The sequence below is a fragment of the Lactobacillus sp. WILCCON 0059 genome (assembly GCF_057197985.1).
Window position 1 is genome coordinate 1 of sequence record NZ_JBUBHN010000001.1, and the last position, 12,759, is coordinate 12,759.

Sequence of the window (12,759 nt, forward strand, 5' to 3'; positions counted from 1 at the left end):
TTGTTCGATTTAGAAAAATTCTGGGATAGCTTCAACGCTGAAATGCGGTCCGAATTTAACGAAGTATCCTATAATGCCTGGTTCAAAAACACCAAGCCCGTCTCCTTCAACAAGGACACCCATGAATTGGTAATCTCCGTCCAAACCCCCGTGGCAAAGGGGTATTGGGAGCAAAACATCTCCGCTAACCTGATCCAGTCGGCTTATGCCTACGCGGGAATCGACATCTACCCGGTTTTCGTCGTTAAGAACGGCCCGGCAGCCAGCAGCGAAAGAATGCTGGAGCCCCAGCCGCAGGCCAAGCCCGAGAAAGCCCGGCCGCAGGGCCGGGAATTCACCAAGGACCTGCGCTTAAACGAGAAGTACACCTTCGAAAACTTCATTCAAGGCGAGGGCAACAAACTGGCTGCCGGGGCCGCTTTGGCGGTTGCCGACAACCCGGGGACCTTCTACAACCCCTTGTTCATCTTCGGGGGCGTGGGCCTTGGTAAAACCCACTTGATGCAGGCGATCGGCCACCAGATGCTGGCGGAAAGACCAGATGCCAAGGTTGTCTACATTCAAAGTGAGACTTTTGTCAACGACTTCATCAATTCCATCAAGAACAAGACCCAGGACAAGTTCCGGGAGAAATACCGGACTGCTGACCTGCTCTTGGTCGACGACATCCAGTTCTTCGCCAAGAAGGAAGGGATTCAGGAAGAATTCTTCCATACTTTTGAGACTCTCTATAATGATCAAAAGCAGATCGTCATGACCAGTGACCGGCTGCCAACGGAAATTCCCGACCTGTCCGAGCGGCTGGTCTCGCGTTTTGCCTGGGGACTGCAGGTTGAAATCACCCCGCCAGACCTGGAAACCCGGATCGCCATCCTGCGCAAGAAGGCTGAATCCGAAGGCCTGGAGATCGATGAAAGCACCCTGGACTACGTGGCCAGTCAGGTCGATACTAATATCCGGGAGCTGGAAGGGGCCCTGGTCAAAGTCCAGGCCCAGGCCACCATTCAAAAGCAGGACATCAACATTGGCTTAGCCCGGTCGGCTTTAGCTGACCTCAAGCTGGTCCAGAAGAGCAGGGGACTGCAGATTTCCAAGATCCAGGAAGTCGTGGCCAACTACTTCCAGACCTCAGTGCCGGACCTTAAAGGAAAGAAGCGGGTAAGGCAGATCGTCATCCCACGCCAGATTGCCATGTACCTGTCCCGCGAGCTCACCGACGCCAGCCTGCCGAAAATCGGCCAGGAATTCGGGGGTAAGGACCACACGACCGTGATGCATGCCTGCGACAAAATCGCCCGGCAGATCAAAACGGACACTGAAATCAAGTCCGCTGTTTCCGACCTGCGGCAGATGCTGGAAAGATAGGTCCGTTGAAAACTTGTGGACAAGTCCTTGATTTATCCACAACTTTTCAACTGGCAAAAGTCCGAATTACCGGGCTTCCGGTTAGTTATCAACAGAATTCACAGGACCTACTACTACAACTATCTATATAATAAATAATTAAATAAAGAGAGCAGCAAACTAACCAAGGAGGATCAGATGAAATTTACTGTACAGCGCAATCTTTTTATCAATGACTTGAATTCCGTTTTAAAGGCAGTTTCCTCAAGAGCCCAGATTCCAATTTTGAGTGGGATCAAGCTGGACTTGACCGAAACTGAATTGATCATGACAGGCAGCAATGCCGATATTTCCATTGAATTGAACCAGCCGGTTTCTGATGACCTGCGGGTTGAATCAACCGGCTCTATTGTCGTGACCGCCCACCTGTTCAGCGAAATTGTCCGCAAGTTGCCGGGCAGGGAATTTACTTTCGAAGTCAAGGAAGGCAACCAGATCCAGATCACCTCTGACAAGGCTGACTACACCATCAACGGCCTGGATGCCAGCGCCTACCCGCGCCTGCCGGAAATTGCCGGAACTTCCTTCAGTCTGCCGTCCAAGACCCTGCGGGAATTGATCACCCAGACTGTTTTCGCCGTATCTACCGAAGAAAGCCGGCCAACTCTGACCGGGGTCAACTTCAGCTTCAAGAACGGGCAGATCAAGGCCGTGGCTACTGACTCCCACCGCCTGTCCCAAAGAATCGTCGACGTTGAAGCCGGCCCAAGCGAAGACCTGTCCCTGATCATCCCGGGCAAGAACCTGCAGGAACTGGCTCAGATCATCGGCGACGCTGACCAGGACATCAAGGTTTACCTGGGCGACAGCCAGATCCGCTTTGAATTTGAAAACCTGTCCTTCTACACCCGCCTTTTGGAAGGAGCCTACCCGGACGTTGACCGACTTTTGCCAACTGAATCAACGACCAGCGTCCAGTTCAGAGTTTCTGACTTGATGCAGACTTTGAGCCGGGCCAGCCTCTTGACGCACGCCAACCGGACCAACGCTGTCCAAATGACGCTGAACGTGGCCGACCAAACCGTCCTGGTTTCCGGTAATTCACCAGAAGTAGGGAAGATTGAAGAAGAAGTCGGCTTCAGCAGCCTAACTGGCCGGGACTTGACCATTTCCTTCAACCCGGACTACATGGCCGCTGCCCTGCGGGCCTCAGTAACTGACTCGGTCATCATCAACTTCACGGAAAGCCTGCGGCCATTCACGGTCGTGCCAAATGACCAGTCAATCGAATTCGTCCAGCTGATCACTCCAATCCGAACTTTCTAAAACAGACTGCCAATAATTTACAAAAGCCACTCTCCGGAGTGGCTTTTTTTCGACCATTTTTTCATACAAGCGTTTTTTACGGCTTTTAGCCCAGAATACTTGCTTTATGTACCACGATACTAAATAGGCAAATGAGCGCTCAGAGGCCCTAAAAATGGCCTTCTTGATTGAGTTTCCTTGGAAAAAAGACTATAATTTATAAGTGGAATACTAGTTTTAGTTTTACATTGTTGAAGGTGAAGACTATCGAAACTTTTGCGATTAATGGTGAATTCATCACCCTCGGTCAATTTTTGAAAGATGAGTGTATCGTTTCCTCGGGCGGGCAGGCCAAGTGGTACCTCAAGGACAATCCAGCCCAAGTCAACGGGGAAGAAGACGACCGCCGGGGCAGGAAGCTCTATCCTGGTGACCGCTTGACCATTGCCGGCAAGGAATACGAGCTGGTTCAGGGGCTTTAATGTACCTGGGCCGGTTTAAGCAGAGCGGTTTCCGCAACCTGGCTCCCCTTGACCTGGAATTTGACCCGCACGTGAACGTTTTTCTGGGTGAAAATGCCCAGGGCAAGACCAACCTGCTGGAAGCAATCTACTTTCTGGCCCTCAGCCGGTCCCATCGGACCAGCAATGACCGGGAGATGATTGCCTTCGGCCAGGACTTTGCCAGCCTGGCTGGCCGGGTCCACAAGCGCCAGCTGGACCTTGACCTGCGCATCGTCATCAGCAAGAAGGGCAAGAGCGCCTGGGTCAACCGGGTCGAGCAGGCCCGGCTTTCCAAGTATGTGGGCCACCTTAACGCCATCCTCTTTTCTCCGGAAGACCTGGAACTGGTGAAGGGGGCCCCTTCTTTGCGCCGGCGCTTCATGGACCTGGAATTCGGCCAGATCAACCCGGAATATCTCTATTTCGCCAGCCAGTATCGGCAGCTGCTCCAGCAGAGAAACAACTATCTCAAGCAGCTGGCTCGCCGGCAGGCCAGTGACCAGGTTCTGCTCGGGGTTTTGACCGAGCAGGTGGCCACCGCGGCCAGTGAACTGATCTGGCGGCGCTACCGCTATTTGGCCGACCTCAACCGTTACGCGGCCGAGGCCTACCGGGCCATCAGCGGGCAAAGAGAAGAGCTGCGGGTCCTTTACCGGCCCTCAGCCAAGGAAATTACGGATGAAGACCAGCCGGCCCAGATCAAGCAGAAGCTGCTGGACCGCTTTGACCAGATCGCTGACGATGAGCTCAGACGGGCCACGACCCAGCTGGGCCCCCACCGCGACGACCTGGAATTTCAGCTGGACGGCAAGAATGCCCACCTGTTTGCCTCTCAGGGCCAGCAGCGGACCATTGCCCTCAGCCTGAAACTGGCGGAAATCCAGCTGATCAAGCAGCTGACGGGAGAAGAGCCGATCCTGCTTTTGGACGACGTGATGAGCGAACTGGACCAGAACCGCCAGGCGGCCCTGCTCAATTTCATCCATGGTCAAACCCAGACTTTTATTACGACAACCGATCTGGATGGTATTTCCCAGGAAATAGTCAAACAGCCGCGAATTTTTTACATCCATTCCGGCCAAATTATAGAAAAAGAGGAAGGATTAAATGGCAGACGAAGATAACAAATTGAAGAAGGCCAAGCAGTTTGAAAAAGAAGCTGACAAGTACAATGCCAGCCAGATTCAAGTCCTTGGCGGCCTGGAAGCCGTACGCAAGCGTCCGGGGATGTACATTGGCTCAACCAGCTCCCAAGGCTTGCACCACCTGGTCTGGGAAATCATCGACAACGGGATCGACGAAGCCCTGGCGGGCTTTGCGACCAAGATCGAAGTCACCGTCAACGAAGACAACAGCGTGACTGTTCAAGACGACGGGCGGGGGATCCCGGTCGACATCGAAAAGAAGACCGGCCGGCCAGCCGTTGAAACCGTTTATACGGTTCTGCACGCCGGTGGTAAGTTCGGCGGTGGCGGATACAAGGTTTCCGGTGGTCTGCACGGGGTCGGGGCTTCAGTTGTCAACGCCCTGTCCACCAAGCTGAACGTGACGGTTATGCGGGACGGCAAGAAGTACCACATTGCCTTTGACCACGGCCGGGTCGTTGAAGAGCTGAAGGAAGTCGGGACCGTGCCTTTGACTGAACACGGGACCATCGTCCACTTCTGGCCGGACCCGAACATCTTCACGGAAACCACGGTTTTTGACGACAAGATCTTGAAGAACCGGATCCGGGAACTGGCCTTCTTGAACAAGGGGCTGAAGCTGACCTTCACTGACAAGCGCAAGGATACGGCGGAAACCGACGTCTACCACTTCGAAGGCGGGATCAAGGAATACGTCTCCTTCCTCAACCGGGGCCAGGAGGTGCTTTTTGACGAGCCAATCTACGTGGAAGGCAAGTACGAGGGCATCGACGTTGAAGTCTCCCTGCAGTACACGACCGGCTACAAGACGACTTTGATGACTTTTGCCAACAACATCCACACCTATGAAGGCGGGATGCACGAGGCGGGCTTCAAGACAGCCTTGACCCGGGTGGTCAACGACTACGCCCACAAGGCCAAGATCTTGAAGGAAAACGACGACAACCTGTCTGGGGAGGACATCCGGGAAGGGATGACGGCCGTGATTTCCGTCAAGCACCCGAACCCGCAGTTTGAAGGGCAGACCAAGACCAAGCTGGGCAACTCCGACGCCAGAACTGCCGTTGACCGGGCCTTCTCTGAAACCTTCTCCACTTTCTTGATGGAAAACCCGCAGGTAGCCCGCAAGATCGTGGAAAAGGGGCAATTGGCCGAAAGAGCCAGAGTTGCCGCCAAGCGCGCCCGGGAAGTTACCCGGAAGAAGTCCGGCCTGGAAATCGCCAACCTGCCAGGCAAATTGGCCGACAACACTTCAAATGACCCGAACATCTCCGAACTCTTCATCGTCGAAGGGGACTCCGCCGGCGGCAGCGCCAAGCAAGGGCGGAGCCGGCTGACCCAGGCCATTCTGCCAATCCGGGGGAAGATCCTGAACGTGGAAAAGGCCTCAATGGACCGGATCCTGGCCAACCAGGAAATCCGGACCTTGTTTACGGCCCTGGGGACTGGCTTTGGGGCAGACTTTGACGTCTCCAAGGCCCGCTACCACAAGCTGATCATCATGACTGACGCCGATGTCGACGGGGCCCACATCCGGACCCTGCTCTTGACTCTCTTCTACCGCTACATGCGGCCGATGATCGACAAGGGCTACGTTTACATCGCCCGTCCGCCTCTGTACCAAGTGCGCCAGGGCAAGCTGATCAAGTACCTGGACACTGACGAAGAACTCCACGACTACCTTGGGTCATTGCAGCCAAGCCCGAAGCCAATCGTGCAGCGCTACAAGGGGCTGGGGGAAATGGACGCTGAACAATTGTGGGAGACGACCATGGACCCAGAAAACCGCCGCCTGGACCGGGTAGACCCGGAATACGCCAAGGACGCGGATGAAGTCTTTGAAATGCTGATGGGCAACGAAGTTGGCCCGCGGCGGAAGTTCATCGAAGACAATGCCCAATATGTTGAAAACTTGGATGCTTAATGGGAGGTAGGAATGGATAACGAAAATCAAGGACAAGACCGGCGGATCAGAAATGTCGATCTGACGCAAACGATGCGGAGCTCCTTCTTGGACTACGCCATGTCCGTCATCGTGGCGCGTGCTTTGCCAGACGTCCGCGACGGCTTGAAGCCGGTCCAGCGGCGGATCCTGTACGGGATGAACGAGCTGGGCGTGACTCCAGACAAGCCTTACAAGAAGAGTGCCAGAATCGTCGGGGACGTCATGGGTAAGTACCACCCGCACGGCGACTCCTCCATTTACCTGGCCATGGCTCACATGGCCCAGGACTTTGCCTACCGCTACATGCTGGTAGACGGGCACGGCAACTTCGGTTCCGTTGACGGTGACCGGCCGGCTGCCATGCGTTACACTGAAGCCAGAATGAGCAAGATTGCCGTGGAAATGCTCCGCGACATCAACAAGAACACGGTTGACTGGCAGAGAAACTACGACGACACGGAAAACGAACCGACCGTCCTGCCAGCCAGAATTCCTAACCTTCTGGTCAACGGTTCCAGCGGTATCGCGGTCGGGATGACCACCAACATTCCGCCGCACAACCTGTCTGAAGTCATTTCCGGCATTCACATGCTGATGAAGAACCCGGACGTGACGACCAAGGAACTGATGAAGGCCATCCCAGGGCCGGACTTCCCAACCGGTGGGATCTTGATGGGCCGGGGCGGGGTCCTGCACGCTTATGAAACTGGCAAGGGCAATATCGTCGTCCGGGCCAAGACCGAAATCGAAACGGAAAAGAGCGGGCGGGAAAGAATCATCGTCAGCGAGATTCCTTACCTGGTCAACAAGGCTGAATTGGTTCAGAAGATTGCTGAATTGGCCCGCGACAAGGTTATCGACGGCATTACCGGGGTCCGAGATGAATCCGACCAGAGCGGGATGCGGATCACGATTGACGTGCGCCGGGATGCCAGCGCCAGCGTGGTTTTGAACAACCTCTTCAAGGAAACCCAGATGCAGTCCAACTTCGCCATGAACATGGTGGCGATCGTGGACGGGGCACCGAAGTTCCTGACCTTGAAGCAGATGCTGCAGTACTACCTGGCCCACCAGGAAGACGTAATCACCCGCCGGACCAAGTTCGACTTGGAAAAGGCTGAAGCCAGAGCCCACATCCTGGAAGGTTTGCGGGTAGCGCTGGATCATATCGACGAAATCGTCAGCCTGATCCGGAACTCTGAATCAAGCGACATCGCCAAGGCGGGCTTGATCAGCCGCTTTGACCTGGACGACCGCCAGGCCCAGGCCATCCTGGACATGCGTCTGGTCCGCCTGACCGGTTTGGAAAGAGACAAGGTCGAAGGCGAATACCAGGAGCTTTTGGTCAAGATTGCTGACTACAAGGACATTCTGGCCAAGCCGGAAAGAATCGACCAGATCATCTACGACGAGCTGCTGGATATCCAGAAGCGCTTTGGCGACAAGCGCCGGACCCAGATCACGGCCAGCGAAGTGGTCACGATCGAAGACGAAGACTTGATCGAAGAACAAGACGTCCTTTTGACCTTGACCCACCAGGGCTATGTCAAGCGGATGCTGATCGACGACTTCAAGACCCAGAACCGCGGCGGCAAGGGGATCAAGGGGATGGGCGTCCAAAAGGGCGACTTCATCGAGCACCTGCTCTACTCAAGCACCCACGACTACCTCTTCTTCTACACCAACAAGGGCAAGGTCTACATGAAGAAGGCCTACGAAATCCCGGAATACGGCAGAAGCGCCAAGGGCCTGCCAATCGTCAACCTCCTGCAGCTGGAGAAGGGAGAGCACATCCAGACCGTGGTCAGCGTGCCGCAAGGGCATGAAGACGACTACGCCTTCTTCATCACCAAGCTTGGGACGGTCAAGCGGACCAAGATCAAGGAATTTGAAAACATCCGGACCAACGGTCTGATTGCCTTGACCTTGAAGGACGGCGACGAACTGTCCAACGTTCTGACCACTGACGGTCAGCAGAACATTTTGATTGCCACCCACCAGGGCTACGCCGTGACCTTCAATGAAGACGACGTCCGGGCCATGGGCAGAAGCGCGGCCGGCGTCCGGGGGATCAACCTCCGCGAAGGCGACTACGTGGTTGGCTCCGGGATCTTAAAGCCGGAAGATGAAGTTCTGACCATCTCTGAAAAGGGCTACGGCAAGCGGACCGCGGCCAGCGAATACCCGGTCAAGGGCCGGGGCGGCAAGGGGATCCAGACCGCCAAGATCGGCGAAAAGAACGGTCCTCTGGCTGGCGTGGCCGTGGTTGACGGGCAAAGCGACATCATGCTGATCACCACTGACGGGATCATGATCCGCTTCAAGACCAGCGATGTCTCCCAGACTGGCCGGTCAACTATGGGCGTTCGCCTGATCAAGGTAGCTGACGGCAATGCCGTGGCAAGCATGGCAGTCGTACCGGCTGAAGACGAAGACGAAGCTGAAAGCGAGCCGGAAACGGAAGCCTAAGAAGCAAAAACAAAAAAGTAAGATAAAATAAAAAATTACCAGCATTTTTGGCGTAATAGTTAGTGGGAAGAAAATCCCGGATCACGTGTAAAAAATGTTTGGTAATTTTTTTATTTTGTGCTAAAATTAGGCATTGCGAGTAATTAGATCAATTACTCCTTGTTCTTGATTTTAGCAAGAACCATTTAGTCCAAAAGGAGGTGCAATAGTCTATGACAACCAAGTACGAAATTACTTACATCATCAAGCCAGACGTTGACGATGAAGCAAAGAAGGCCATTATTGACAAGTACACTAAGGTGATCGCTGACAATGGTGGTGAAATGGTTGAAGCTAAGGACTGGGGCAAGCGTCGTTTCGCATACGAAATCGAAAAGTATCGTGAAGGTAGTTACTACATCATGACCTTCACTGCTGACGACGCTGCTGCTGTCAACGAATTTGCCCGTTTGAGCAAGATCGACGACTCAGTTCTGCGTTCAATGACTGTCAAGTTAGACAAGTAATTGTAGTTTTCCGTAATACAGGAATAGGAAGGAAATAAGTATGATCAATAATGTTGTACTTGTTGGCCGTTTAACACGTGATCCTGAATTACGTACTACTGGGAGCGGCATCTCGGTTGCTACGTTCACTTTAGCCGTTGACCGGCAGTTTACCAATGCATCAGGCCAGAGAGAAGCGGACTTCATCAGCTGCGTGATTTGGCGCAAGGCTGCGGAGAATTTCTGCAACTTCACCAGCAAGGGCAGTTTGGTGGGCATCCAGGGCCGGATCCAGACCAGAAACTATGATAACAAGGACGGCCAAAGAGTTTACGTGACAGAAGTCCTCGTGGACAACTTCTCACTGCTCGAATCACGCCGCGAGCGTGAAAGCCGTCAGCAAAACGGCGGGTTTGGCGGCTACGGCCAAGGTCAAAGCCAAAACTCCGGCTTCAACTCCGGATTTGGCGGCGGCAGCGGCTATGCTGGCAATAACGCCTTCGGCAACCCAGCCCAATCAAACGGGGCTGCTAATGCCGGATTCAATGAAGATAACAAGAAAGACGGCTTTGCCGGCGGAGATACGAATGCCAACCCGTTCGACAGCTCTGACGGTGCAATCAACGTCTCAAATGACGATCTTCCATTTTAAAATTACACAAGAAAGGATCTGAAGACATGCCTCAACAAAGAAGAGGTGGTCGTCGTCGCCGCAAGGTTGACTTTATCGCAGCCAACCACATCGACTACGTAGACTACAAGGATGTTGATCTGTTGAAACGTTTTATCTCAGAAAGAGGTAAAATCTTGCCACGTCGTGTCACTGGTACTAGCGCTAAGAACCAACGCAAGGTTGCCAACGCTATCAAGAGAGCCCGGATTATGGGCCTTCTGCCATTCGTAGCTGAAGACTAAGCAGCAGGATCAATAAGCAAATAAAGAGACCGAAAGGAGCTGGACTCCTCCCGGTCTCTTTTTCTTTTCTGTTTTGTGGCGGCCGGCAATAGGTTATAATGGAGATAGTTTAGTCTGCTTTAAAGATGTGGAAGAATTTTATGAAAAACTTTTTACGCAAACTTGAATTGCCAGAATTCGTCCGGGATTCCAGATTGATCATTGCCTTCTCAAGCGTCGCCTTCTTGACGGTGCTGAGCACGGTTGTGGCTTTCTTCATCAACCGGATCTTCGGGGTGGCGCTGTTGCTGGTCCTGATCGTGGATGTCTTTTGGGTCGTTTTCGGCGTTTACATTCTCGCGAAAAATACCAACAATTACGCGGCCAACCTCTCCTACCGGATCAAGCGGGGGGAGCAGGAGGCCATGATCAAGATGCCGCTGGGGATCCTCCTTTACGACGAATCCCGGCACATCCAATGGGTCAACCCCTACCTGCAGCTCTATCTGGGCGACAAGGACGCCATCGGCAAGACGATTACGGCAGTCGACCGGAAGCTGGGCAAGCTGGTTGAAGAAGCCCTTGAGGCCCAGACTTCTGAAAGCAAGGTGGTCAAGTGGGGGGACCACCAATTTGAAATGGTCGTCCAAGACAGCATCGGGGTCATTTATCTGCTCGACATTACCCGCTATGCTGACTTGGCTGACAAGTACCGGGCTGAGCGCCTGGCTATCGGCCAGATTTTTGTCGACAACTACGACGAGCTCAGCGAGCGGATGCACGACCAGGAACTGGCCAGAACCAGCACCTACCTGCAGACGACCTTGAACGACTATGCCAAGAAGTTCAAGGCCTACCTGAAGCGGATCGATGAGGACCACTTTTTGCTTCTGGCCCACTTGCAGGACCTGGAAGCCATGGAAGAAGACAAGTTCTCAGTTTTGGACAAGATCCGCCTGGAAACCAGCCGGAACAACACTCCTTTGACCTTGTCGGTCGGGATTGCCTACGGGGGCGAGTCACTGAGAAAGATCGCCAACCAGGCCCAGGCCAACTTGGACCTGGCCTTAGGCCGGGGCGGGGACCAGGTAGTTCTTAGGGAACTGGGCCAGGTGGCCCGCTTCTACGGGGGCAAGTCCAACCCAATGGAAAAGCGCACCCGGGTCCGGGCCAGAATGGTTTCCCAGGCCTTGGGCGAGCTCTTCAAGGATGTTGACCAGGTCTTCGTCCAAGGGCACCAGCGGCCTGATATGGACTCTGTCGGCAGCGGGATCGGGGTCGTCAAGATCGCCCGTCTGCACGGGGTCAAGGCCCACTTTTTGCTGGACACGGCCCACTGCAACTATGACGTTGACCGCCTGGTCAAGAAGATGCAGGCGGCTGACCCCCAGCTGGACCTGTTTGTCAGCCCGGATGAGGCCAACGCGGTCGTGACGGACAACTCCCTTTTGGTCATGGTGGACCACTCCAAGTACTCCATCACTTATGACCAGAAGCTCTATGACCGCTTGAAGAACCGGATCGTGGTAATCGACCACCACCGGCGGGGGGAAGAATTCCCGGAGAACCCGATGCTGACCTACGTGGAGCCATATGCTTCCTCAGCCAGCGAACTGGTGACGGAAATGGTCGAATACCAGCAGCCAGCTGAGGACAACCGGGTCTTGACCAACCTGGAAGCCACGGCCATGCTGGCCGGGATCACGGTCGACTCCAAGGAATTCTCCCTCAGAACGGGGACCAGAACCTTTGACGCGGCCAGCTACCTGCGGTCGATCGGGGCGGACTCCTCGGTGGTCAGCGAGCTTTTGAAGGAAGACATTTCCAGCTTCCTGGTCAAGAGCCACTTGGTGGCCAGCCTGCAGATGCTGCGGCCGAAGATGGCGGTCATGCAGGGGCCGGAGGACAAGGTGATCGACCCGATCCTGACCGCCCAGGCAGCCGACACGGCCCTGGATTTGGAAGGGGTGTCGGCATCTTTTGCCATCACAAGAAGAAGCAGCGACAAGGTCGGAATTTCGGCCCGGTCGATGGGTCATATCAACGTCCAGGTGATCATGGAGAAGCTGGGCGGGGGTGGCCACTTGTCCAACGCGGCGACCCAGATCAAGGACGTGACGGTGGAAGAGGCCTGTCAGCGCTTGCTGGCGGCCATTGACGAATATCTGGAAGAAAACAGTTAAAGAAGAAAAGGAGCTATGAAAGATGAAAGTTATTTTTATGCAAGACGTTAAGGGCAGAGGCAAGCGGGGCCAGGTCAAGGACGTGCCAGACGGCTACGCCCAAAACTACCTGATCAAGCGGGGGCTGGCCAAGGAAGCCAACAAGGGCAACCTGAACACCCTGAAGCGGGTGGAAGCCAACGAAAAGGCTGAATACGAAGCGCAAAAGGCAGCTGCCCAAGAGATCAAGAAGCAGCTGGAAGCTGACGAAACTATGGTTGAACTGAAGTCCAAGGCCGGCAGCGACTCCCGCCTCTTCGGTTCAATCTCCAGCAAGAAGATCATCGAAGGCCTGGACAAGCAGTTCGGCATCAAGCTGGACAAGCACAAGCTGGAACTGCGGGAACCAATCAAGGTTCTGGGCTACACTAATGTGCCAGTCAAGCTCTTCAAGGGTGTTGAATCAAAGGTCCGGGTCCACGTTACCCAAGAAAATTAAGAAGCTGA

Annotated in this window: 11 protein-coding genes; all 11 read left to right on the plus strand. The window is 54.4% G+C overall.

All coding sequences use genetic code 11. The features are described 5' to 3' along the window. The coding region (dnaA, locus tag ACYVUT_RS00005; RefSeq protein WP_484499603.1) for a chromosomal replication initiator protein DnaA at positions 1–1,365 on the plus strand (1,365 nt) is incomplete at its 5' end. 177 nt (positions 1,366–1,542) lie between these two features. Further along, entirely contained in the window at positions 1,543–2,670 is a 1,128-nt protein-coding gene (gene dnaN, locus ACYVUT_RS00010) for a DNA polymerase III subunit beta (RefSeq protein WP_439775014.1), read from the plus strand. 230 nt (positions 2,671–2,900) lie between these two features. Next, positions 2,901–3,131: a S4 domain-containing protein YaaA gene (gene yaaA, locus ACYVUT_RS00015; RefSeq protein ID WP_439775015.1), complete on the plus strand. Its 231-nt coding sequence runs from the start codon at positions 2,901–2,903 to the stop codon at positions 3,129–3,131. Next, the gene (gene recF, locus ACYVUT_RS00020; RefSeq protein WP_439775016.1) at positions 3,131–4,276 is read left to right on the plus strand and encodes a DNA replication/repair protein RecF; all 1,146 of its coding nucleotides are present in this window, start codon (positions 3,131–3,133) and stop codon (positions 4,274–4,276) included. The genes yaaA and recF overlap by 1 nt, the downstream gene beginning before the upstream one ends. Then, positions 4,260–6,221, plus strand: a complete 1,962-nt coding sequence (gene gyrB / locus ACYVUT_RS00025) for a DNA topoisomerase (ATP-hydrolyzing) subunit B (protein WP_270448922.1) — start codon at positions 4,260–4,262, stop codon at positions 6,219–6,221. Before recF ends, gyrB begins: the two co-directional genes overlap by 17 nt. 12 nt (positions 6,222–6,233) lie before the next feature. After that, on the plus strand, positions 6,234–8,711 hold the full coding sequence (gene gyrA / locus ACYVUT_RS00030; protein WP_439775017.1) for a DNA gyrase subunit A: 2,478 nt from the start codon (positions 6,234–6,236) through the stop codon (positions 8,709–8,711). Positions 8,712–8,923: 212 nt separating this feature from the next. After that, positions 8,924–9,217 (plus strand): 30S ribosomal protein S6, encoded by a 294-nt coding sequence (rpsF, locus tag ACYVUT_RS00035; protein ID WP_412136694.1) that lies wholly within the window; start codon positions 8,924–8,926, stop codon positions 9,215–9,217. Between the two features lie 40 nt (positions 9,218–9,257). Continuing rightward, positions 9,258–9,848 carry a single-stranded DNA-binding protein gene (ssb, locus tag ACYVUT_RS00040; RefSeq protein ID WP_439775018.1) on the plus strand — a complete coding sequence of 197 codons (591 nt, stop codon included), beginning with the start codon at positions 9,258–9,260 and terminating at the stop codon, positions 9,846–9,848. Positions 9,849–9,874: 26 nt separating this feature from the next. Then, complete coding sequence (gene rpsR, locus ACYVUT_RS00045; RefSeq protein WP_003612635.1) at positions 9,875–10,111, plus strand: 30S ribosomal protein S18; 237 nt, start codon at positions 9,875–9,877, stop codon at positions 10,109–10,111. Positions 10,112–10,251: 140 nt separating this feature from the next. Then, positions 10,252–12,273 (plus strand): DHH family phosphoesterase, encoded by a 2,022-nt coding sequence (locus tag ACYVUT_RS00050; protein WP_484499352.1) that lies wholly within the window; start codon positions 10,252–10,254, stop codon positions 12,271–12,273. Positions 12,274–12,295: 22 nt separating this feature from the next. Further along, positions 12,296–12,751: a 50S ribosomal protein L9 gene (gene rplI / locus ACYVUT_RS00055; protein WP_439775020.1), complete on the plus strand. Its 456-nt coding sequence runs from the start codon at positions 12,296–12,298 to the stop codon at positions 12,749–12,751. The last annotated feature ends 8 nt before the right edge of the window (positions 12,752–12,759 follow it).

Coding starts and splice junctions, on each gene's coding strand:
- rplI (WP_439775020.1), top strand. CDS start 12,296: ATGAAAGTTATTTTTATGCAAGACGTTAAGGGCAGAGGCAAGCGGGGC.
- rpsF (WP_412136694.1), top strand. CDS start 8,924: ATGACAACCAAGTACGAAATTACTTACATCATCAAGCCAGACGTTGAC.
- recF (WP_439775016.1), top strand. CDS start 3,131: ATGTACCTGGGCCGGTTTAAGCAGAGCGGTTTCCGCAACCTGGCTCCC.
- ACYVUT_RS00050 (WP_484499352.1), top strand. CDS start 10,252: ATGAAAAACTTTTTACGCAAACTTGAATTGCCAGAATTCGTCCGGGAT.
- rpsR (WP_003612635.1), top strand. CDS start 9,875: ATGCCTCAACAAAGAAGAGGTGGTCGTCGTCGCCGCAAGGTTGACTTT.
- gyrB (WP_270448922.1), top strand. CDS start 4,260: ATGGCAGACGAAGATAACAAATTGAAGAAGGCCAAGCAGTTTGAAAAA.
- gyrA (WP_439775017.1), top strand. CDS start 6,234: ATGGATAACGAAAATCAAGGACAAGACCGGCGGATCAGAAATGTCGAT.
- ssb (WP_439775018.1), top strand. CDS start 9,258: ATGATCAATAATGTTGTACTTGTTGGCCGTTTAACACGTGATCCTGAA.
- dnaN (WP_439775014.1), top strand. CDS start 1,543: ATGAAATTTACTGTACAGCGCAATCTTTTTATCAATGACTTGAATTCC.